This is a genomic window from Streptomyces sp. NPDC047042, from assembly GCF_040644035.1.
GTDB lineage: Bacteria > Actinomycetota > Actinomycetes > Streptomycetales > Streptomycetaceae > Streptomyces.
In genome coordinates this window covers 97691-117343 of record NZ_JBEYVP010000035.1, presented here as the reverse complement: position 1 = coordinate 117343, position 19653 = coordinate 97691, and the positions used below count along the sequence as shown (strand labels likewise).

At 69.6% G+C, this 19653-nt stretch carries 23 protein-coding genes; 4 read left to right on the top strand and 19 right to left on the bottom strand.

Annotated elements, in window-relative coordinates; translation table 11 throughout:
• Positions 1 to 180 precede the first annotated feature (180 nt).
• The 12 genes from ABZ855_RS35110 to ABZ855_RS35055 form a co-directional block, all read right to left on the bottom strand.
• A complete protein-coding gene (locus ABZ855_RS35110) occupies positions 181 to 870 on the bottom strand; it encodes a polysaccharide deacetylase family protein (RefSeq protein WP_360813795.1) in 690 nt (229 codons plus the stop codon).
• A 38-nt stretch (positions 871 to 908) separates the two neighbouring features.
• Positions 909 to 1598: a glycoside hydrolase family 11 protein gene (locus ABZ855_RS35105; protein WP_360813793.1), complete on the bottom strand. Its 690-nt coding sequence runs from the start codon at positions 1596 to 1598 to the stop codon at positions 909 to 911.
• Positions 1599 to 1880: 282 nt separating this feature from the next.
• On the bottom strand, positions 1881 to 2051 hold the full coding sequence (locus ABZ855_RS35100) for a hypothetical protein (protein ID WP_360813791.1): 171 nt from the start codon (positions 2049 to 2051) through the stop codon (positions 1881 to 1883).
• A gap of 43 nt (positions 2052 to 2094) precedes the next feature.
• Positions 2095 to 3243 (bottom strand): hypothetical protein, encoded by a 1149-nt coding sequence (locus tag ABZ855_RS35095; RefSeq protein ID WP_360813789.1) that lies wholly within the window; start codon positions 3241 to 3243, stop codon positions 2095 to 2097.
• A 34-nt stretch (positions 3244 to 3277) separates the two neighbouring features.
• Entirely contained in the window at positions 3278 to 3694 is a 417-nt protein-coding gene (locus ABZ855_RS35090) for a gas vesicle protein K (RefSeq protein WP_360813787.1), read from the bottom strand.
• On the bottom strand, positions 3691 to 3906 hold the full coding sequence (locus tag ABZ855_RS35085; RefSeq protein ID WP_360813785.1) for a gas vesicle protein: 216 nt from the start codon (positions 3904 to 3906) through the stop codon (positions 3691 to 3693). The genes ABZ855_RS35090 and ABZ855_RS35085 overlap by 4 nt, the downstream gene beginning before the upstream one ends.
• Positions 3903 to 4784, bottom strand: coding sequence for a GvpL/GvpF family gas vesicle protein (locus ABZ855_RS35080; RefSeq protein WP_360813783.1), 882 nt, complete (start codon positions 4782 to 4784; stop codon positions 3903 to 3905). Before ABZ855_RS35080 ends, ABZ855_RS35085 begins: the two co-directional genes overlap by 4 nt.
• Positions 4781 to 5203 carry a gas vesicle protein gene (locus tag ABZ855_RS35075; RefSeq protein WP_360813781.1) on the bottom strand — a complete coding sequence of 141 codons (423 nt, stop codon included), beginning with the start codon at positions 5201 to 5203 and terminating at the stop codon, positions 4781 to 4783. Before ABZ855_RS35075 ends, ABZ855_RS35080 begins: the two co-directional genes overlap by 4 nt.
• A gap of 71 nt (positions 5204 to 5274) precedes the next feature.
• Positions 5275 to 5523 (bottom strand): gas vesicle protein GvpG, encoded by a 249-nt coding sequence (locus ABZ855_RS35070; RefSeq protein WP_360813779.1) that lies wholly within the window; start codon positions 5521 to 5523, stop codon positions 5275 to 5277.
• A gap of 54 nt (positions 5524 to 5577) precedes the next feature.
• Positions 5578 to 6297 carry a GvpL/GvpF family gas vesicle protein gene (locus tag ABZ855_RS35065; protein ID WP_360813777.1) on the bottom strand — a complete coding sequence of 240 codons (720 nt, stop codon included), beginning with the start codon at positions 6295 to 6297 and terminating at the stop codon, positions 5578 to 5580.
• A 3-nt stretch (positions 6298 to 6300) separates the two neighbouring features.
• Complete coding sequence (gvpJ, locus tag ABZ855_RS35060) at positions 6301 to 6765, bottom strand: gas vesicle protein GvpJ (RefSeq protein ID WP_319202481.1); 465 nt, start codon at positions 6763 to 6765, stop codon at positions 6301 to 6303.
• 27 nt (positions 6766 to 6792) lie between these two features.
• Positions 6793 to 7113 carry a gas vesicle protein gene (locus ABZ855_RS35055; protein WP_360813775.1) on the bottom strand — a complete coding sequence of 107 codons (321 nt, stop codon included), beginning with the start codon at positions 7111 to 7113 and terminating at the stop codon, positions 6793 to 6795.
• 143 nt (positions 7114 to 7256) lie between these two features.
• Between ABZ855_RS35055 and ABZ855_RS35050 the strand changes: the two genes are divergently transcribed.
• Both ABZ855_RS35050 and ABZ855_RS35045 read left to right on the top strand, forming a co-directional pair.
• Positions 7257 to 8216 (top strand): histone protein, encoded by a 960-nt coding sequence (locus ABZ855_RS35050; RefSeq protein ID WP_360813773.1) that lies wholly within the window; start codon positions 7257 to 7259, stop codon positions 8214 to 8216.
• Positions 8217 to 8219: 3 nt separating this feature from the next.
• Positions 8220 to 9233, top strand: a complete 1014-nt coding sequence (locus tag ABZ855_RS35045) for an SRPBCC family protein (protein WP_360813771.1) — start codon at positions 8220 to 8222, stop codon at positions 9231 to 9233.
• A gap of 96 nt (positions 9234 to 9329) precedes the next feature.
• Here ABZ855_RS35045 and ABZ855_RS35040 read toward each other — a convergent pair whose 3' ends face one another.
• Together ABZ855_RS35040 and ABZ855_RS35035 are read right to left on the bottom strand one after the other, a co-directional pair.
• Entirely contained in the window at positions 9330 to 9503 is a 174-nt protein-coding gene (locus ABZ855_RS35040) for a CsbD family protein (RefSeq protein WP_360813769.1), read from the bottom strand.
• A 121-nt stretch (positions 9504 to 9624) separates the two neighbouring features.
• Positions 9625 to 11187 carry a S8 family serine peptidase gene (locus ABZ855_RS35035; protein WP_360813767.1) on the bottom strand — a complete coding sequence of 521 codons (1563 nt, stop codon included), beginning with the start codon at positions 11185 to 11187 and terminating at the stop codon, positions 9625 to 9627.
• A 322-nt stretch (positions 11188 to 11509) separates the two neighbouring features.
• Between ABZ855_RS35035 and ABZ855_RS35030 the strand changes: the two genes are divergently transcribed.
• Entirely contained in the window at positions 11510 to 12418 is a 909-nt protein-coding gene (locus ABZ855_RS35030) for a hypothetical protein (RefSeq protein ID WP_360813765.1), read from the top strand.
• A 116-nt stretch (positions 12419 to 12534) separates the two neighbouring features.
• Here ABZ855_RS35030 and ABZ855_RS35025 read toward each other — a convergent pair whose 3' ends face one another.
• Together ABZ855_RS35025 and ABZ855_RS35020 are read right to left on the bottom strand one after the other, a co-directional pair.
• Entirely contained in the window at positions 12535 to 12918 is a 384-nt protein-coding gene (locus ABZ855_RS35025) for a helix-turn-helix domain-containing protein (protein ID WP_319202499.1), read from the bottom strand.
• A gap of 118 nt (positions 12919 to 13036) precedes the next feature.
• Positions 13037 to 14065, bottom strand: a complete 1029-nt coding sequence (locus tag ABZ855_RS35020; RefSeq protein WP_360813762.1) for an SDR family oxidoreductase — start codon at positions 14063 to 14065, stop codon at positions 13037 to 13039.
• 317 nt (positions 14066 to 14382) lie between these two features.
• Between ABZ855_RS35020 and ABZ855_RS35015 the strand changes: the two genes are divergently transcribed.
• Positions 14383 to 16107, top strand: coding sequence for a SpoIIE family protein phosphatase (locus tag ABZ855_RS35015; protein ID WP_360813760.1), 1725 nt, complete (start codon positions 14383 to 14385; stop codon positions 16105 to 16107).
• 32 nt (positions 16108 to 16139) lie between these two features.
• Here the strand turns inward: ABZ855_RS35015 and ABZ855_RS35010 are convergent, their stop codons facing one another.
• From ABZ855_RS35010 to ABZ855_RS35000, 3 genes are all read right to left on the bottom strand, one after another.
• Entirely contained in the window at positions 16140 to 17186 is a 1047-nt protein-coding gene (locus ABZ855_RS35010) for a LacI family DNA-binding transcriptional regulator (RefSeq protein WP_360813758.1), read from the bottom strand.
• 102 nt (positions 17187 to 17288) lie between these two features.
• Positions 17289 to 18065 carry an ABC transporter ATP-binding protein gene (locus ABZ855_RS35005; RefSeq protein WP_360813756.1) on the bottom strand — a complete coding sequence of 259 codons (777 nt, stop codon included), beginning with the start codon at positions 18063 to 18065 and terminating at the stop codon, positions 17289 to 17291.
• A 309-nt stretch (positions 18066 to 18374) separates the two neighbouring features.
• Entirely contained in the window at positions 18375 to 19619 is a 1245-nt protein-coding gene (locus tag ABZ855_RS35000; protein ID WP_360813754.1) for an ABC transporter substrate-binding protein, read from the bottom strand.
• Positions 19620 to 19653: the final 34 nt, after the last annotated feature.

The window sequence follows — 19653 nt, the reverse complement described above, 5'->3', positions numbered from 1 at the left end:
CTCGGCCTGCCCGGGGGCCCCCCCCCACTACCACCCCAATGAACACCCCTCCGCTTATCAAATTTACAAAATCCCCCCGGGGGGGGGGGGGGCCCGGGGGGGGGGGGGGGGGGGGGGCCCCCCCCCCAACTGTGCGGGTGTACCGGTGTTGCTGACTGCGGCTGTGTCAGGAGGTGCCGCCTAAGGTGCCACGGCTCGTCCGGTCGCCGGGGAGATCTTCCCGGCGCACAGGCCGCGGCCCGCCAGGCCCTGCGCGATGCGTGGAATCGCGGCGACCGTGTTGGCGGGCCAGTCGTGCATGAGGATGACCTGCCCGTTGGTGAGCCGGGCGGCGGCCTGCACGATCGCGTCGGTACTGGCGCTGTTCCAGTCCTGGGAGTCGACGTCCCAGATGATCTGGGTCAGACCGTACTTGGCCGCGACCGCCTTCACCGTCGCGTTGGTCTCGCCGTACGGCGGGCGGAACAGCACCGGAGTGCCACCGCCCGCGTTGGCTACGGCCTGTTGGGTCCGGGAGATCTCCGAGTCGATCTGCGCCTGGCCGAGTTGGGTGAGGTGCGGGTGGGTGTAGCTGTGGTTGGCGACCCACATGCCCGCGTTCACCTGGGCGCGGACCAGGGCCGGGTTGGCGGCGGCGTACTGGCCCTGGTTGAACATCGTGGCCCGAAGCCCGTTGCGCGTAAGGGCGTTGAGCAGAGTCGTCGTGCTGGTGGACGGGCCGTCGTCGAAGGTGAGCCCGACGTATCCGTTGCAGGCGGCTGCCCGTGCCGGGGCGGCGGTGTGTCCGGTGAGGGCGACGGTATGGCCGGTGAGGGCGGTGGAGGCGGCCAGCACGGCGGCGGCGAGTAACGCGAGACGCCTTGCCTTCATCGAGGTATTGGCTGACCCGAGGGGATGTGAGGTCATGGTCAGCCCACCGTGATGTTCGAGTTGCCGCTGCTCCGGTAACCCTCGGTGGCGAGGATCATGTAGTAGTTGAAGCTGCCCATGGGCATTCCGGCGCGGGCCCACGCGTCGAAGTGATTGCCGGTGGTGATGGTGCCGCCGGTCCGCTTCGACTGCCGGACGCTCCAGTACTGGTTGAAGGTGCGGGTGCCTTCCACGGAGGGGGCGTTGTAGCGGGTGGTCTGGTAGATGTCGTAGGTGCCGCCGTCGCTGGTGACCGTGCCCTTGTACGTTCCGGTGGGCCGGTAGGTGCCCCAGTTGTCGACGACGTAGTACTCGACCAGCGGGTTGGACGTCCAGCCGTACAGCGCCAGGTAGGCGTTGCCGGACGGGTTGAAGCTGCCCGAGTAGGAGACTGTCCTGCGGGCGCCGTTGCTCCAGCCCTTGCCGGCCACGAAGTTACCGGTGTTGCTCCATGAAGTGCTGTAGTTGCCACCGTTGTTCAGGGTCATGGAGACCGTGCCCGGCGCGTCGGTCCAGAACGAGTAGTAGTAGCCGTTGTTGGTGCCGGTCTGGTTCGTGGTGATGACCGTGGCGGCCTGGGCGGTGCCGGGCAGGGTCAGTGCGGCGACCGCCACCAGCAGCATGGTGCAGATGCCGCTGATGAGCAGCCGGAGCCGGGATACGCGTGCACGTGCGGGTGCGTTGTTCATGTGCGTGTTTCCTCCTCGTCCTCAGGGGACCGATGGGGGCTGAACACGCGACAGTGTTGGCCGGAGCACGTCAGGTGTCAATAGTTTCGGTATTGACTCCGAAACATTCGAACACGGTGACAGCGTGCAGCGGTCGGATTTTCTTCCAGCTCAGCAGCCTGATATGGCTCAGTGGAGCAGGGTGGTGCTGGGTCTAATCAATAGGTCTCCACATTGGAAGCAAATGCTCCAGGCCCATTTTCTCGAATGTTTCGAAGCTTTTCCGCTCTCGGCTTGCGTTCCTCAGCGCCTGCGGCCGGACCAGCCGGTGCCGATTCCCGCGACGTGCAGTGCGAGGAGCATCAGGCCGAGGAGCATGACGTTCGTGGAGGTGAAGACGTCGTTCGTGCTGATCTCTGCGGCGTTGATGAGGAAGGAGATGAAGAAAAGTACTGCCGCGGCTATCCCGAGCATGGAGCGGCTCCTCTCGTCTGGGTGAGAGCCGTGTGCCCCCGTATCACCGGGGCACGCCTCCGACACGGCGCCACTGGCGTCCGCCGTCGCGAGAGGTCCACACTCCTTCGCCCTTCACCAGGTCGTACGTCGCCGTCGTCGCGTCCGCGATGCCGTACAGGGTCGTGCCGGCGACGGTGAACGACGTGAATCTCGCCGGCGTCCTCAGCTCGTGGAAGGCGCTGTTGGTGCGGTCGTCGGCGAGCCAGTAGCGGCCGCTCTCCTCGCCGACGAGCAGCCGTCCGTCGGTCAGCAACTCCAGTACCAGCGCGTCCGGGTCGGGCTTCAGCTCCGTCCAGGCGATGCCGCCCGCGAGGACCGTCCGCCAGTGCTCGCCGTCGTCCGTGGTCACCAGCAGGCCCCGCACACCCTCGTCCCGGATCAGGGACAGCGCCGCGGTGCCGCCTCGCGCGGCGACAACTCCCCCCAGGAACGGCTCGGGGACGGTCGTCGACCCGAGAGTGCGGCCGTCGCGCTGCCACACAAGGCGGTTGGGGTCGTCGGACAGCGGCTGGTCCAGGCTCCAGACGGTGCCCCGCTCGTCGACGGCGATGCGGACAGCGTCGTCCGGCAGTCCGGCCGGGGGCGCGACCGTGCGCGTGGAGGGGCGGTAGATGAGGGCCGGCTCGGGTTCGGCGAGAAGCACGTCTCCGGGGCGGGAGCGCAACGGGGTCCCGCTGCTGACGACCTTGTGCCGCTTGCCGCGTACGTCGAGGGCGTACGCTCCGTCGGCCACACCGGGCGGCGGCACCCGTACGAAGCCTCCGCGCACTGCCTCGAACCTGGGCGGGATGTCCTCGGCGTCGGCGTGCTCCGCGTGCTGGGCCACCGTCCGGCCGTCGGGGCCGACGATGCGCCATGCGGTGGCGGCCGGTCCCTCGTCGTCCTCGACGTTGCCGGCGTCGTAGGTCAGGAGCAGTGAACCGTCGTCCGCGCGCACCGCGTCGCCGGGTGCGCCGGCCGCGTCGATGACCTCGGCGGGGTCGGGGTGCGGGTCTTCGATGACGCGCTGGTACATCTCCTCGCGGCCCTCGGGCTCCCCGTCGGCGCCGCCGCCGACGCCGTCCGCGCCACAGGCGGCCAGAGCGAGCGCGGTGCTTCCCACCGCCACGAGTACGACCGTCCGCCGCCCACGCCCACTCAGCCACCGCATCGCCACATCCTCACACAGCGTGCGCGGGCGTTCCTCAGGTGCGACGCGGGAGGAGAGGTCCCAGGGGGCCGAGGTCGAGGTTGAGGTCGTCCAGGGTGTAGCCGTGCTCGGCGCACAGGTCGGCCAGTCGGTCGTGAAGCGCGAGGAGGGTGGCTCCCAGTTCCTCCTCCTGTTCGTCCGTGAGGTCTCCCTCGTCCACGCGGCGCAGTGCTTGCCGCTCGATGAGCTGACGCAGGAGTTCGACCAGGGTGAGGACGAGTTTGAGAAGGTCCTCCTCCACCGAGTCGCGGTCGGTGTACATGCGGTGGGCCGCGCGAGGGGCCTTCCCGGGCGGCGTGGGCGGTGCCTGAACGAGGCGGAAGGCCTGCGTCATCGACTCGCTGACGCCTTGGAGGCCGGGATCCGGGTGCGGCGGCCGACTGCGGTGCCGGTCGGGGTGTTCCGCGCTCATGGCCGGACTCCTGGGTCGCCCTCGGCCGGGTGGTTCTCGGAGCTGACGGACACGATGAGGGCACGCAGCGAGATGCGGACGAGATCGATGTCGGCGATCGACAGAACGATGTCTCCGGTGATGACCACCCCGCCGCTGAGCAGCCGGTCGAGGAGATCCACCAGCGCCACCTGGCGCCCGGGCAGCGGTTCTCCGTACTCCGTGGGAGTCATCGCCCGCTCTCCTCGCCGTCGTCGGCCGAGTGCCGGCTCTCGGCCGGCGGCATGGCGAAGGAGTAGGGCGCCCAGGGCCCGGTCACATCGACACTGATGCCGTCGAACCGGCCGACAGCCTCTTCGATCGCGGCCCGGAAGGGCTTCGCGTGCGCGTCGGGGACGAGGTAGGCGTCGTTGAGGACGTTCTCCGCGGGCCCGGTCAGAGCACCGCGCTGGGCGGGGTGCCGCACACGTTGCGAGGCGTATCGGGAGGCGACGGCCTCGACGATGTCGGCGGCCTCCCGCGCTTGGCCGTACATGGCTTCCTGGGCGCTGTGCTGGGCTCTGCGTCGCTGGAGATACGCCTTTCCCGGAGTGACGGAAGCGTCGGCAACGGATCCGGTGTCGGTGTGGGCGCCGGTGGCGGTCAGATAGATTTTCACGCCGAATTCGGTGTGCGCGGCGAGTTGGGCGAGTCGGTCGGCGAATGCCTCGTACTGCTCGGCGAGGGCCCGGCCCGCGCGGTCGTCGTCCTGGTAGACGGTGGCCAGGCGCAGCGGAAGGACCGTGGTGTGGGCGCAGAGCGCCTGTACTACGTCGTGGTGGGCGCGGGCGACCTCCTCGAGCCACTCCAGGTCCTCGAAGTGGCGCTTCAGCGCGCTCTCGTTGAACTCGCGCCGAGGTACGTGGCTCGTGGCGAAGGCGAGAGGCGGCGACATACCCCCGGTCCCGGGAGCCGGGCCGGTGCCGATGCCGATGCCGGTGCCGGTCGGTGCGGTGACGCTCAGGACAGGGGAGCCGTGGATGCCCCTCAGGTCCTTCAGGGCGTCGCGGAGGGCTGTCGTGAGGGGTAGTGCGGCGTAGACGTAGGTGAGGGCGTCGTCAGTCGTGGTCATGGCCGGCGCTCCCGTGGCGTCCCACCGCCTGTGCCCCTCTCGGGTTCCTCTTCGGCGGTGCCCGCGGAGATCTCCTGACCGTCGGAGCGTTCGCGGCGCAGGGCCTCCAACTCGGCCCGCAGTCGGCGGTTCTCCTGCTCGAGGGGGCTGCCCGTGTGGCGCGAGGAGAGCGAGGGATCGTGCTCCCACCAGTCGATGCCCATCTCCTTCGCCTTGTCCACGGAGGCGACCAGGATGCGGAGCTTGATCGTCAGCAGTTCGATGTCGAGAAGGTTGATGCGGATGTCGCCGGCGATGACGATGCCCTTGTCCAGCACCCTTTCCAGGATGTCGGCGAGGCTGGAGGTGCTCTGCCCGTACGGCGCCGGGGCGGCTCGGGACGGGAAGGATCCGAGTCGGCCGGGTAGTGGCTCAGACACGATGTCGGCCTCGCTTCCCTGTCAGGGAACTGCTGCGTCAAGGAGACTGCTGCGTCAGGGAATCTGCTACGTCAGGGAATCTGCTGGCGGAACTCGGCGATCTCGGTGAGGCGGTCGATCAGCTCGTCCTCGCGGCGGTCGAAGGTGTCCTCGTCGATCTCGCCCTTCTGCAGGCGCCGCTCCAGGTCGGCGAGCTCTCGCCACACCGGGGCCGGGTCGTAGTACTCGTCCTTGGCCTTCTCCTCGACCCGCTGGGCGGCCCAGACGACGGCCCGTACGGGGGCGGTCGGCAGGGTGAGCAGACTGGTCAGCAGTCCCATGGTTGCTCCTTCCTGGGTTGGGGGTCGCACCGGGTTGGAGGTGGCGGCACCGGGTCACGCGACGAAGCTGTACGGGGGCAGAGGGCCGGTGAGCCGGAAATCCACCCCGCCCTGGATCCGGCCGGCGAGGCCGGCCTGCGCCGCCAGGAAGTCCTCCGTACGGTCATGGGGCACGAGCAGCGACAGATTGAGGAAGTCGGGGCTGGAGGGCGGATGAGTGGTGTGCTCCCGGCCGTAGGGGATCAGCGTCTCAGCGATGTCCGCCGCCAGCGCGTCCTGGCGTTCCTGCACCTCGCGGGCGACCAGTTCCCCGAGGGCGAGAGGCAGCTGCGGGTCCTGCGCGCCTGCCCGGATCCGCTCGTTGAGGTCGCTCGCTTCGGGGGAATCCCGCAGGATCTGGCGCAACAGCTCGTCCTCGTCGGCCTGGGACGCCCGCACGTGGTACTCGGCGCAGCCGTCGAGTCGCTCGAGAGTCGCCAGGTAGCGGTCGACGTTCGCTTCCAGTGCCTGGTGGACGGCCTGGTCGTCGGGGGCGAAGTAGCCGAACTGGAGCGGCAGTATCACGGCGTCGGACATGAGCCTTTCCAGTACCTCCTGATGCGCCTGGAGGTCCCTGCGCTTGGGGCGGATCTCCTCGGAGATCTCGCTGACCACCGCGCACAGGGGGCCCGCGGTGACCGTACGCAGGGGCGCGGGGTGGGAGCCCACACCCGTCAGGTCGTCGAGGCGCTGGGGATGGTCCTTGGCCGTGATCGCGTACACGTAGAGTGCCATCGCCTACTCCCTTTCCCGGCGGGCCGGGCGCCGGGCGGGACGCCTCTTCCTGGGCGCCGCTTCTTCCTCGGCTTCCTCCTCGTCGGGTTCGTCGCGCTTGGAGGAGCGGCCGGTGAGGGATTCGGACACGGCGTCGACCGCCCCGCTGAGCGCGCCCTTGGACTTTCCGCGGGCGCCCCCTTCCATCATGTCGCCGACGACCTCGGGGAGCTGGGCGGGTGACTTCCGGCCCGCTTCGAGGTCGAGCCGGTTGCACGCTTCGGCGAAGCGCAGGTAGGTGTCGACGCTGGCCACGACTATGCGGGCGTCGATCTTGATGAGTTCGATGCCCACCACCGAGATACGGACGAAGACGTCGATGACCAGCCCTCGGTCGAGAATGAGCTCCAACACGTCGTAGAGGCTGCTGCCGCCCGTACCGCCTCCACCTCGGCTTACGCTGCCGCCGCTCTGCGGCACCATGGTCATGGCGCCTCCTTTCCCGGACCACCCTCCTCAGGTCGGCCGGTCGATCATGCCTCGGCTGTACCGGCGGGTCCGTTCGTAGGAGACCAGCCGTCCCTGGGCATCCAGGGCGACCCGATAGCTGGCCATCACGCTGGTGGTGTCGGGCACGCGTTCCAGTTCCACCACCTCCACCTGCGCCTCCCAGCCGTCGTCGGTCGGCTTGAGCGACGAGACGGAGTCGGGGGATCTGCCCAGCAGTTGAGCCAGTTGCCCGGCTGCGGAGCGCATCGCCGTGGGCGCGTCCGGAACCTCTGGCCGGCGCTTGGGGGAAGTGCGGCGCGCCGGACGGGACGGTTCTGCTGCGGCCATGTGGTCACTCCCCTGGGGGAACCCCGCTCGCTGACACTACATTTTCATCATATAGGGAGATTTCTCCCGGATTGGGGGTAGCCGGTGTAGCGCGGAACATCCAGCCGCGGCAGGCAAGCGCGCTGGTGAAGGGAGAGCAGCTCATGCAGGACACGACCAAGATCGCGCTTGCGGCCGCCATGGCCGGGGGCTACGTACTGGGACGCGCCAAGAAGGGCCGCCTCGCGTTCACTGCGGCGACATACCTCGCCGGCCGCCGTTTCGGCCTTCAGCCGGGCCAGCTCATGACACAGGGCCTCAGCAAGCTCAAGGAGATGCCCCAGTTCGCAGAGTTCGGCGACCAGCTTCGCGGCGAGGCCCTGGACGCGGGCAAGAAGGCGCTGGGGGCGGCGGCGAATCGCAAGCTCACCGGTCTCGCCGACTCGCTCCACGACCGGACCCTCGAACTGACCGGCGAAAACGAGCGGGAGGACGAGGAGGAGCCGTACGAGGACGAGGAAGAGGACGCGTACGACACGGAAGACGAGGACGAGGAAGGGGGCGAGGAGGGCTCCACGGAGCCGGAGGCCGAGGAGGAGGGGGAAGCGGAGGAAGAGGAGCCGGAGGAGGACGAGGCGGAGGAATCTTACGAGCCGGATGCGGAAGAGGAAGAAGCGGAAGGCGAGGACGACGAGGAGGAGGGCGAGGAGGACCAGGAAGAGGAAAAGCCGCCGTCCCGCAGTCGTGGACGGTCACCGACCCGCTCCCGGACCCGCACTCGTACCCGCACCGCCGCTCCCGCCCGAGGGACTTCCCGGCGATCGAGCACCTCCACATCCAGGACCCCCGCCAAGAAGCCCGCGGCAAAGAAGACGGCGGCGACGAAGCCGGCGGCCAAGAAGGCCGCACCCAAGAAGGCCGCGCCGAAGAAGAGCTCCGCGGGAAGGACCTCGACGCGCTCCGCGGCCGCCAAGAAGGCGCCACCGTCCAGGACCGCCGCCAAGAAGACGGCGAAGAAGGCACCGGCGAAGAAGACCGCCGCGCGTGCCCCCGCACGCAAGACGGCGGCCAGTAAGCCGGCGGCGAAGAAGACGTCGGGCCGCAAGCCGTCCACACGGAGGTAGGTCATGGCACAGTCAAGACGCTCCGGGGCGCAGGACTCGCAGTCGGGACTGGACCAGCTCCTCACCGAGCTGACCTCGTTCCTGCAGGCCCAGGCCGAGCAGCTGGCGGACAAGGCGTCCGACAAACTCGGGGAAGTCACCGATCAGCTCCAGGACGTGGCGCAGGGCGACGGGAAACTCTCCGACGTCGCCGGTATCGGGGGGCGGATGCTGCGCGGCGACTCACCCACCAAGGCGATGGCGGGCCAGGGCCTCAGCAGCCTCAAGGACAAGATCACCGGCGCCGCCTCCCAGATCTTCGGCAAGGGCAAGAAGGGCCGCAAGAGCGGCGGCAAGGTCGTCAACATCGTCGAGTTCATCGATGTGGGCCTGCCGCTGCGGACCGTGTACGACCACTGGACGCAGTACGAGGAGTTCAGCGGCTTCGCCAAGGGTGTTCGTGACGTCTCGCGCGACGACGACACCACCAGCGACTGGAAGGTCAAGGTCGGCCCTTCGACGCGCGGCTGGAAGGCGACCGTTCAGGAGCAGATACCCGACGAGCGGATCATCTGGACCTCCGAGGGTGCCAAGGGAACCACCCGCGGCTGCGTCAGCTTCCACGAACTCGCCTCGACCCTGACCCGTGTCGTGGTCGTGGTGGAGTACTACCCCTCCGGCTTCTTCGAGAAGACCGGCAACCTGTGGCGCGCCCAGGGTCGCCGCCTCCGTCTGGACCTCAAGCACTTCCTGCGGCACGTCTCACTCACCACCGACGAGCCGGAAGGCTGGCGCGGCGAGATCCGGGACGGCGAAGTGGTTCTCAGCCACGAAGAGGCCCTGGAAGAGGAGGGCGAGGACGAAGAGGCGGACGAGTTCGAGGAAGACGAAGAGACCGACGAGGCCGACGAGGATGAGCCCGAGGAGGACGAAGAGGACCCTGACGCGAGGTACGACGACGGCGACGAGGAGTACGCGGAGGAGGACGACCTCGACGATGACGAGGCCGACAGCAGGGACCGTCCGCGCCGCCGGTAGCGACGAGCAGGCGGCCTGAGGGACGGGCCGGTCCCGGAATCCCGGAGGAGGGCGGACGTGTACGTCCGCCCTCCTCCGGCGCTCAGCGCTCAGTTCTCAGTGCTTCAGCGTGTCCTTGGCCTTCTGAGCCGTCTGCTTCGCGTCGCCCGCCATCTGCTCGCGGGCGCCCTTGGCCTGCAGGCTCTCGTTGCCGACAGCTTCGCCGGACGTTTCCTTCACCTTGCCCTTGGCCTTCTTGGCCATGTTCTTGACCTTCTTGCCTGCCGCCATCGATCTCACCTCTCACACCACCGCGCGGCACGGTCCCCCGGACAAACTCGCCTGTCCCGGTTTAGTCGCTAAGCGAATTATCCCCCCATATGGGAATCGCTCACCTGTCGATCCGCACTGTTCAGAACTGCAGGCCCCAGGAGCCCAGCGTGCCTCCGTTGAAGAGGTTCCGGTCGGTCACCCGGAGTGTCCAGGTACCGGCCGCCGCTTCGGCGGAGGCGTCCAGGACATAGGTGGCGTTGACATCGTGGTCACTGCCACCGGTGGTGCGGGCCTTCAGGTCGTAGACGGTGCCGTCCGGCGCGGCCAGCCTGATCTCCAGGTCGGCGACGAAGGTGTGCTGGATGGCCACCTGGACCTGGAGCTGCGAAGGCGCGTTGCCGGGCACCCCGGTGACGGTGATCGGCGACTCGAGGGTGGCGAAGTCCTTGATCGCGTAGTCGGTCGGGTTCTCGAAGCGCGGGCCGGCGGGCGGGGTCACGGCGGTGCCGGGGCCGATGCGCAGGAGCCGGTTGGGCGAGCCGGTGCCCGGGCCGGTGACCACGCCGGTGGTGGCGGTGGAGACCAGGGTGCTCTGCACCTCGGCCGGGGTGGCCGAGGGGTGGTCGGCCAGGTAGAGGGCGGCGGCTCCGGCGACGTGCGGGGTCGCCATCGACGTACCGGAGAGCGCGTTGGCCGCGCTGTCACCGGTGAACCAGTCGGAGACGACGGCGGTGCCCGGTGCGAACAGGTCGAGGACGCTGCCGTAGTTCGAATAGGAGGCTCTGGCGTCGGTGGCGGTGGTGGCGCCGACCGTGAGGGCCTCGGTCACCCGGGCGGGTGAGCGGGTGCCGGCGTCCATCGAGTCGTTGCCGGCGGCCACCGCGTAGGTGACCCCGGAGGCGATGGAGTTGCGCAGGGCGGTGTCCATCGCGGCGTCCCCCGGGCCGACGATGCTCATGTTGGCGACCGCCGGTTTGACGGCGTTCGCGGTCACCCAGTCGATGCCCGCGACGATCTGCGCGGTCGTGCCCGACCCCTGGCTGTTGAGTACCCGTACGGCGACGATCTTCGCTTTCTTGGCGACGCCGTACACGCTGCCCGCGATGGTCCCGGCGACGTGGGTACCGTGACCGTGGGCGTCCTGGGCGATGTTGTCCTTGTCGATGGCGTCGTAGCCGTAGGACGCGCGTCCGGCGAAGTCGGCGTGGGTGATGCGGACGCCGGTGTCCAGGACGTACGCGGTGACACCTTCCCCGTCGGTGTCGTCCCGGGTGTAGCCGCGATCCAGCGGGAGGGTCCCCTGGTCGATGCGGTCCAGCCCCCAGGAGGGCGGAACCGGCTGGGTCGTGGCGATCGTGAAGGTCCGGTTCTGCACCACGGCCGCGACGGCCGGATCGGCGGCGAGCTTCCTTGCCTGCTTCTCGGAAAGGTCGACGGCATAGCCGTTGAGGGCCGCCTGGTACGTCCGCTCGATCTTCGCGCCGTACCCCTCGACGACCTCCCTGCCCGCCGGGGACAAGGACCGGGCGGCGTTCTTGTCGAGGACGACGATGTAACTGCCCGGGACGGCGCCTTCGGCCTCGGCGCCCTGAATGACCCCGTCGGGCGCACCGCCGGCAGTGGCCGGTGCCGCGCCGAGGGAACTCAGCGCGAGCGCCGTCGCGGCGATCACGCCTGCGCCGGTCAGCCCGCGCCTCACCATGTCTGCCGTTCTCCTCGCACGTCTCACCGGCACACCCCTTATTTTCATGCCCATGACAATGTCCGACACGCAGAGGCTGACGCACAGCCACTTGGGGCACAAGAGCACCGCGACGAGATCCGGACAGCGGGCCACGTGGGCAAAACGGATCAGACGCTACGCAATCAAGGGAAACGATCCGCGGATGTGTCGTACAGCGGTCACGACCTGGACGCATCTGCGCAGGAGTGTCACACAGGCTGCACACACCCTTTCGAAAGCCTCGCTACCTTTGCTCGCGGATCGCCTCCTCCGTGCATAAGTGAACACAGGAAGACCGTAGATGGACTACTGCTCCACATGTCGTCGGCATCTCAACGGCGCCCTCATGTGCCCCGGTTGCGGCGCCTACGCCCCCGACATCGCTCCCCTCGCCGACGGCTCGCCCGCACCGGCCGCCATGACGGCCGCGGCAGCGCGGCACGTCCCCGCGCGGCTGTGGAACGACGCGGATTCCGTCGCCGAGGAACTCGGTCGAACGCCGCAGGAACACCCGTACGACGGCCCGGACGCCCCCTCCCCCGCGCCGACGGGCCGGGCGGCGCGCCGTCGCCAACGGGAACGCTGGAAGAAGACGCAGCGCAAGGCACTGGTCGCCACCGCGGTCGCGCTGGTCGGCGGAGGTATGACCGTCGCCTCGCTGAACCGCCAGACCCCGGACCGCACCCAGGCCGCCTCCGCGCCGGACAGGGAAGTCATGGGGATGTCGGAGGAGGAGGTCACGGACCCCACTCCGGTCTCCTCGCCACCTGCGGACACGCGCCGGGCGGAGCACACCTCGTCGGCAACCCGCTCCTCCACCGCTCACACGACGCCCACGACGATCAGGCCGCACGAGCAGCGGGCCGGCACGCCCCTTGCCACGCCCGCGTCCCCGGCAAACCCGGCGAATCAGCAGTACAGCATCACGGTCCCTCTGACGAAGGCGGCGACCCCGGTCGAGGCACAGGTGGCGTCCACCGTCTCCGATGCCACGAACACCACCGCGGACAAACCGGCCTCCCCCGCACCCACGTCCCAGAGCACCGACACCACCAGCACCAGCACGAGTTCGGGTGCAGGCACGGGTACGGACGCGTCAAGCACGGACACCTCAGGCACGGGCACCACGTCGGCGACTCCCGCGCCGTCGGAGTCCGCCACGCCGGCCACGTCGCCGGAGATCTGCGTACTCGGACTGGTCTGCCTCTGACGACACTTCAGCGGGGCAGGGCGGGGCGATCCCGTGCGGCCGGGTCTGCCGCCGGCCACCCAGAGGCGAGGCCTCACCCGACGATGAGGTTCGTCGACCGACCCCGCGGCGGTCGATCAGCTGCCGAAGTGCCGGCGTGCGCCCTCGATGTGGCCGAGATAGCGGTTGGTCCATTCGCACAGGGCGTCGACCGTGGCACGCAGGGCGCGGCCCGGCTCGGTGAGGGTGTACTCCACTCGTGGCGGCACAGTGGGATACACCTTCCGGTCGACGAGGCCGTTGCGCTCCAGCATCCGCAGGTTCTGGGTGAGCATCTTGTGGCTGACGCCCTCGACCTCGTTCCGCAGCTCGCTGAAGCGCAGGGTGCGCTCTCCGAGCGCCTCGATGATCAGGAGCGCCCACTTGTTGGCGACATCCGAGAAGATCTCCCGCGCCAGGGAGTCGGCGCGCCTCAGGTCCGCGTCCTCGGGCAGGCCTTCGAGCAGTTGCTTGGTCGCCATCAGTTCCCCAGTCACCGAAAAGGCCGCGTTCTTCGAGGTTGACGTTCACTCTCCTACAGTTCCTGAGTAACCACAAGAGAGTCAGTCGCTCGTTCCAGCTTGCTTCGCGACGGCAGGCCTAGCCCACCTTGCGGCCCCGCAGGGGTTCCGTGTTCGCGCCGGCTCCCTGGCGCATGCCCTGCAGAAACTCCTCCAGCACCTCCACGGCCGTCCGCTCCGGTCGCCAGCGCAGTTCCGTGCGGGCTCTCGAGCAGTCCATGATCGGCAGTCGCAGCACGGCGTCGAAGAGATGCGGCGAGGCAGGCAGCAGGTGCAGGCCCCAGGCGGCGGCGATCGCCGTCCGGGCGGCGGGGCGCGGCAACGGCACCGGGCGCGCGCCGAGCATCTCGCCCAGCGTCTGTGCGTCGACGGGTGGCTCGCCCGCCAGGTTGAAGGCGCCGCGGACGTCGCTGTGCAGCGCGAGTTGGTACGCCCTGGCCGCGTCGTCGGTGTGCAGTGCCTGCACGCGCAGACCGGGGATGTCGGGCAGGACGGGCAGCAGTTCCGGGCGAGCCAGCGGTCCCGGGAGAAAACGGCCGCCGAATATCCGGCGCTGTTCGCTCGCCGACTCCCGCTTGAAGAGGAACGCGGGCCGCATCCGCACCACCCGGACACCGGGGTGCTCGTGTTCGAAAGCGTCCAGTGACCGCTCCAGGTAGGCCTTCTCCCGGCAGTACGCGGCATCGGGCCAGCCATGGGTCGGCCAGGACTCGTCAACGGCGTGTTCCTTGGGCCCCGGCGAGTACGCGCCGACCGACGAGGCGTGCACCAGTGCGGGAACCTTCGCGGCGGCCACCGCCTCGAACACCCGGATGCCGCCCAGGACGTTGGTGCGCCACGTAGCGACCGGGTCGTGCGTGGGCTGGAACGCCCAGGCCAGATGCACGACGGCGTCGGCCCCCTCGAACTCCTCGATCAGGTCCGAGTTCTCGTCCGCCAGATCCACCGCGGACCACTCGGTCCTGGCCGGCGACCAGTCGGGGATCCGCCGGGCCAGTCCACGCACCGAGCCCACCCCGGCATCCTCGGCCAGCAGCCGCACCAGACTGGTGCCCACATTGCCGGTGGCTCCCGTGACGACGATCCTGACGCCGGATTCACTGCTCACTGTCGGCTCCTCCAGGAGGGGTCTGACCCACGCTCGTAGCAGGGGGGGTGTGCGATGGCCGGGTACCCAGTGCCTGCGGATGCACGCGGACACACCGGCGCCGTACGCCGCCCCGAGAGCGGCCATGCCGTGCCGCCGGAATCGCTCGGACAGCGACCCCGAAGGGTCGTTCACATTTTCGATGGCTACCGAGGTCCGGCACCCCGGTTTGCCAGGCCTGAGCGGAGGCGAGGCTGGATTCATCAGGAAACGGGGCAGTCGGGAAGCACGGACACCGCCAACCGGGCCGTGCCGCGAGCAGTCAGGGAGATCAGGCAATGGCAGGACCAGCGCATACGGAGACCCACGGGAAACGGCCCGTGGCAACGCCACCGGCCGCCGGGCTCACCGAGGCACTGGAAGCCATCGGGACCGGGGCGTACCTCGTGGACGAGCAGGGTCGCATCGTCGCCGTCAACTCCCGCGCCGAGAAGTATCTGGACAGGCCGGCCAGGGATCTCTACGGCCATGACGCGCACGACCTGCTGCACCGCGACGGCCACGGCCAGCCCCTGCCGAGGACCCGCTGCCGTATGCGGCAGGCCTTCCACGCCGGGTACGCGGCCATGGGCGAGGAGGAGTTCTTCGCCCGCGGTGACGGCTCGCTGCTGCCCGTCTCGTGGCTGATAGCCCCGTTCAGCCCCAGTGGGCACGACCCAAGCACGCTCGTCCTCTTCCACGCCGCCCGGCCCGCGCGGGAAACGGATCCGCTGCCCGATCCGGAAGCCACGCTGCTGCCGGAGATCGAGCGGCTCGCGCTGCTGGCCGCGACCACCTCGCAGCTGACCTCCACTCTCGATGTGGACGAGGCCCTGCGGCGGCTGGTGACCCTGGTGGTGCCCCGGCTGGCGGACTGGGCCATCATCGACCTGATCACCGAGCGGGACGAGGTGTGGCGCACTGTCGTCGTCGAGGCGAACGACGACGGTCTGCTGCACCACGAAGAGCTGCAGGGCCCCATGCCACCGGTCCCCGAGGGATCCCCCATGCCCCTGTCCAGGGCGCTGCGTGGGGTCGCCTCGACACTGGCCGGCCCGCAGACCTACCAGGGGCCTCCCGATTCCGGCATCGCGGTCGAACAGCGACGCCTGTTCGACGCCACCGGCATCCACTCCGCGGCCATCGCTCCCATCCGCAGCACACGAGCGGTCCTCGGGGCCATGACCCTGGGGCGCGCCAAACAGCCCGGCGACTTCGGCGCCGCCGATCTCCCCCTGATCGAGGACATCGCCCGCCGGGCCGGCCTCGCGCTGGACAACGCTCGCCTCTACCAGCGCCAGCGCAAGGTCGCGGAGACCATGCAGAACCATCTGCTGCCCCAGATGCCGCGCGTGCCGCGGCTGCAGATGGCGGTCCGCTATCTGCCCGCGCCCGACGCCTCACAGGTCGGGGGCGACTGGTACGACGCCTTCTCCCTGTCCGACGGCGCCACCGCGCTGGCCATCGGTGATGTCGTCGGCCACGACCTGGAGGCGGCGGCCGGCATGGCGCAGGTGCGCAACATGCTCCGCGCCTACGCCTGGGCCCTGCAGTCGCCGCCCAGCCGGATCGTCGAACGCCTGGACGAGGCGGTGCTGCACATCACGGACGTCGCCATGGCGACCATGATCCTCGCGCGGATCGAAGAGGCCCACGACGGCCACTGGAAACTGACCTGGACCAACGCCGGCCATCCGCCGCCCCTGTTGATCAGCCACGACGGCCTGGCCGACTATCTCACCGAGGGCCACGGCATACTCCTGGGCACCGGAGCCCAGAAGCCCCGGACCGACGCCGCCACCCTGCTGCCGCCGGGATCCACCCTGCTCCTCTACACCGACGGTCTGATCGAGGAACCGGGCCACACCCTCGACGAGGGTCTCCACCGACTGCGCCGGCACGCCGCCGCCCTGGCTCATCGCCCTCTGGACTCCTTCACCGACCAGTTGCTGGGGCGGGTCAGGCCCGGCGCCAACGACGACGACGTCGCCCTCCTCGCCCTGCGGATGCCGAAGACCACATAGGCCCGGCGCAACGACGGCCCGGCGACGACGGCCTACCGGTCGTGGTGGGGCGGCGGCGGGGCGGTCGAGCCGCGGACGACGAGTTCGATCGGCGGTTCGCTCGCCGCGGGCAGGTCGGTATCGGGCGCCTCGATGGCCTGTACGAGGAGCCTGATACCTTCCCGTGCCGCCTCGTCGAAGGGCTGGCGCACGGTGGTCAAAGGAGGGTGGACGTAGGCGAAGACGGGGTTGCCGTCGAAGCCCACCACGCTGATGTCCTCCGGTACCCGGCGGCCCGCTTCCCGCAGGGCGTGGACGAGGCCGATGGCCATTTCGTCGCCCGCGGCGAATACCCCGGTCACGGAGGGGTCCGCGGCCAGCGTGCGGCCCGCCTCGAAGCCGGACTCGGGTGACCAGTCCCCCTCGATCACCGGAGGTTCGTACGCCCCCCGTGCCGCCAGCGCCGCACGCCAGCCCTCGGTACGGTCCTTCGAGGCGTACCACTGGCGCGGACCGGCGAGGTGATGGACCGTGGTGTGGCCCAGATCCAGCAGGTGATCGGTGGCCGCCCTCGCCAGTTCGAACGCGCCCACGCCCGCGGTCAGGGTCCGGGCGGAGGTGAAGGCCGGGGGTGCGCCCAGGAAGAGGAGCGGCACGTCGATCCGGACGGAGACCTCGCCCTCCACGATGGGTTCGGAGACGACGATGCCGTCCACGCCCTGCTCGACGAGTGAGTTCACGGCGCCGGCGATGCCTTCGGGCTGGCCGTCCGCCGTGTTGACCATGCGGAGCGCGTATCCGGCGTCGCGTACGGCTCTTTCGATGCCGACGAGAAGGGAGGCGGTGCCGTATCCGGCGGTGCCGAGGGCGACGACGCCGATGGACCGGCTGCGGCCTGAGGCCAGCGCCCGGGCGGCGTGGTTCAGCCGGTAGCCGAGTTGCTCCGCGGCTTCCAGGACGCGTCGACGAGCCTCTTCGGAGACGTACGGCTCGTTGTTGAGGACCCGCGACACCGTCTTGCGCGACACGCCGGCGACTCGGGCCACATCCGCGCTGCGCGGCGCCGCCGGAGCCGTACCGTGCGCCACTGCTCGTGTCATCGAATCTCCCGACCGACGCATGCCTCTGCTGAACGAGGCCCATGATATGACCGCGCGATCACCGACCGCGCGGCCATCTCTACGTAGCCGAAGGGGCGTGCGTCAAGTGCGTGGGGAGGATTTTCGACCTTCTGCGGTCTTCTCCGTGGTCGTTTCCGGAGTCTTCTCGGCGGTCGTTCCCGCGTTCCTCTCCGCGAGGTACGAGGACTCGATCGCGGCCAGGTTCGCGCGGAGTTCCTTCGGGGTGCCGGTCATGGTGACGCGGCCGCGGTGCAGGACGTACACGCGGTCCGCGATGTCCAGCACCTTGCGCACGTGCTGTTCCACCAGCAGCGCGCCCAGGCCGCCGTCCGCCGCCTCGCGGACGGCGCGCAGCAGGCGGTCGACCACGAGCGGGGCGAGGCCGAGCGACAGTTCGTCCGCGAGGAGCAGTTTGGGCGCCCGGCAGAGGGCGCGGGCCAGCGACAGCATCTGCTGTTCGCCGCCGGACAGCATGCCCGCGCCGACCTTCAAACGTTTGCCGAGTTCCGGGAAGAGGTCGACGGCCCGGTCCGGTGTCACCCGGCCGACCCGGAGGTTGTCCGTGGTGTCGAGCCGGGTGAAGATCGCCCGCTCACCGACGTAGGCGAGGCCTTCGCGGGCGCGCCGGTGCAGGGGGGCGTGGCCGGTGGTGCCCAGCCAGCTCACCTCACCGCCCATCGGCGGCAGGTCGCCGGACAGCGCCCTGAGCGTCGTGGTCTTCCCCGCGCCATTGGGGCCGAGCAGGGCGACGACCTCACCCGGCCGGACCTCGATGTCGAGGTCGCGGACGACTGGTCGGGTGCCGTATCCGGCGGACAGGGCGCGGGTCGCGATCAGGGGCGCGTCGGTGTCGTGCACGGGCAATCTCCTCGGGCCGGACGAGCCGGATCTGCCAAATCTGCCGGGCCTGCCGGATCTACCGGGCCTGCCGGATCTACCGGATCTACCGGGCCTGCCGGGTCTACCGGATCTGCCGGGCCTGCCGGGTCTACCGGATCTACCGGACCTGCCGGGCCTGCCGGATCTGCCGGGCCTGCCGGGCCTGCCGGGCCTGCCGGATCTACCGGATCTACCGGATCTACCGGATCTACCGGATCTACCGGATCTATCGGGCCTGCCGGGCCTGCCGGATCTTTCGGATCAGCGGCATCTGTTGGATCAGCGGGATCAGCCGGACGCCATGGCTGTGAGCATCTGGCGGACGTCGACGAAGGTCGAGCCGGGCTTGGCCCACTCGATCTTGCCGTCGCGGATGGTCAGTTCGGTGGCCGTGGTGCTGTGGATGCGGTCGAGTCCCTTGACGGGCAGGGCCGTCGAAGCGTTCCAGGTCAGCGGCGGGGTCAAGCCGCCGGTGTCGATGCCCGAGGTGGTGTCGAGTTCCTGCACCAACGCCTTGGCCGAGACGGCCGGGAGCTTCTTCGCCGCCTCGGTGAAGACCTTGAACGCCACCCAGGTGGTGCCGTTGGCGCCGTTGGTGGGGTCGATGTCCTTGTTGCCCTTGGTGGCTTCGAGGAAGTCTTTCCAGGCGGGGTCGGAGATCGGCGGGTAGTAGCCGGTGATCGGGGCCCCCTCCAGAGGGCTGCCGGCACCGCCGGTGCTCTCGGCCAGTTGCGGGGTGAGGTTGCCGACGACTCCGGCAAGCCTCGTCTTGGCGCCGGACTGCACGTACGACTTCACGAACAGGCCCGAGGCGGTACCCATGATGACGCTCACGCAGTCGCTGCCCTTGGTGGCGGCGGCCACCTGCGGAGCGAGGTCGGTGGCGGTGAGCGGCACCTTGATGTCCTTGGGCGCCGACCCTCCGGCGGAGACCACGCCAAGGGTGAGGAACTGCGAGACGACAGCGGCGGCGGCCACGTCGTAGCGCACGCCTGAGATCTTCTTGCAGCCCGCCCGCACCAGCTGTTGGCCGTGCGCGGCGAACACGACCGGGGTACCGCCGTTGACGGGGAACGACAGCGGGTTGGAGAACTCCGCGGCGGAGACGCCGGTCCCGCCGAGGTAGGGGATGCCGGCCTTCTGCAGGACGGGCATGTAGCGGTCGCCCGCGAGGCTGTAGGAGCCGACGACCGCGACCACCTTCTCGGCGACCGCCTGCTGGGCGCACTTCTCGGCCTCGTCGGGGTTGTTCTTCTCGTTGCAGGTGAGGACCTTCAGCGGGCCGCCCTTGATCCCGCCGTTGGCGTTGATCCACTTCTCGTAGGCCTGGGCGGTGAGCCGGACGCCGGGCTGGGCGCTGCCCTGGGTGTCCTCCGGCGTCCAGACCATCACCTTGACCGGCGCGCCCTTCAGGGAGGAGGTGCTCTCCGTGGAGCTGCCGGCGGCCTCTCCTCCGCAGCCCGCCGCGAGCAGAGCTCCGGTCACCGCGAGGCAGGTCGCTGCGGCGGTTCTGCGTCTGCGTGGGTCGTTCATGGTTCCTCCGCGGTGCTCGTCGTCGAGATGCGAA

Bases quoted from the DNA above. Each gene is read 5' to 3' on its own strand.
- ABZ855_RS35055 (WP_360813775.1), bottom strand. From the start codon at position 7,113: ATGGCCGCAGCAGAACCGTCCCGTCCGGCGCGCCGCACTTCCCCCAAG.
- ABZ855_RS35050 (WP_360813773.1), top strand. From the start codon at position 7,257: ATGCAGGACACGACCAAGATCGCGCTTGCGGCCGCCATGGCCGGGGGC.
- ABZ855_RS35110 (WP_360813795.1), bottom strand. From the start codon at position 870: ATGAAGGCAAGGCGTCTCGCGTTACTCGCCGCCGCCGTGCTGGCCGCC.
- ABZ855_RS35015 (WP_360813760.1), top strand. From the start codon at position 14,383: ATGGCAGGACCAGCGCATACGGAGACCCACGGGAAACGGCCCGTGGCA.
- ABZ855_RS35105 (WP_360813793.1), bottom strand. From the start codon at position 1,598: ATGAACAACGCACCCGCACGTGCACGCGTATCCCGGCTCCGGCTGCTC.
- ABZ855_RS35045 (WP_360813771.1), top strand. From the start codon at position 8,220: ATGGCACAGTCAAGACGCTCCGGGGCGCAGGACTCGCAGTCGGGACTG.
- ABZ855_RS35095 (WP_360813789.1), bottom strand. From the start codon at position 3,243: ATGCGGTGGCTGAGTGGGCGTGGGCGGCGGACGGTCGTACTCGTGGCG.
- ABZ855_RS35000 (WP_360813754.1), bottom strand. From the start codon at position 19,619: ATGAACGACCCACGCAGACGCAGAACCGCCGCAGCGACCTGCCTCGCG.
- ABZ855_RS35035 (WP_360813767.1), bottom strand. From the start codon at position 11,187: ATGGTGAGGCGCGGGCTGACCGGCGCAGGCGTGATCGCCGCGACGGCG.
- ABZ855_RS35070 (WP_360813779.1), bottom strand. From the start codon at position 5,523: ATGGGACTGCTGACCAGTCTGCTCACCCTGCCGACCGCCCCCGTACGG.
- ABZ855_RS35025 (WP_319202499.1), bottom strand. From the start codon at position 12,918: ATGGCGACCAAGCAACTGCTCGAAGGCCTGCCCGAGGACGCGGACCTG.
- ABZ855_RS35065 (WP_360813777.1), bottom strand. From the start codon at position 6,297: ATGGCACTCTACGTGTACGCGATCACGGCCAAGGACCATCCCCAGCGC.
- ABZ855_RS35080 (WP_360813783.1), bottom strand. From the start codon at position 4,784: ATGACCACGACTGACGACGCCCTCACCTACGTCTACGCCGCACTACCC.
- ABZ855_RS35040 (WP_360813769.1), bottom strand. From the start codon at position 9,503: ATGGCGGCAGGCAAGAAGGTCAAGAACATGGCCAAGAAGGCCAAGGGC.
- ABZ855_RS35010 (WP_360813758.1), bottom strand. From the start codon at position 17,186: ATGACACGAGCAGTGGCGCACGGTACGGCTCCGGCGGCGCCGCGCAGC.
- ABZ855_RS35090 (WP_360813787.1), bottom strand. From the start codon at position 3,694: ATGAGCGCGGAACACCCCGACCGGCACCGCAGTCGGCCGCCGCACCCG.
- gvpJ (WP_319202481.1), bottom strand. From the start codon at position 6,765: ATGACCATGGTGCCGCAGAGCGGCGGCAGCGTAAGCCGAGGTGGAGGC.
- ABZ855_RS35100 (WP_360813791.1), bottom strand. From the start codon at position 2,051: ATGCTCGGGATAGCCGCGGCAGTACTTTTCTTCATCTCCTTCCTCATC.
- ABZ855_RS35030 (WP_360813765.1), top strand. From the start codon at position 11,510: ATGGACTACTGCTCCACATGTCGTCGGCATCTCAACGGCGCCCTCATG.
- ABZ855_RS35085 (WP_360813785.1), bottom strand. From the start codon at position 3,906: ATGACTCCCACGGAGTACGGAGAACCGCTGCCCGGGCGCCAGGTGGCG.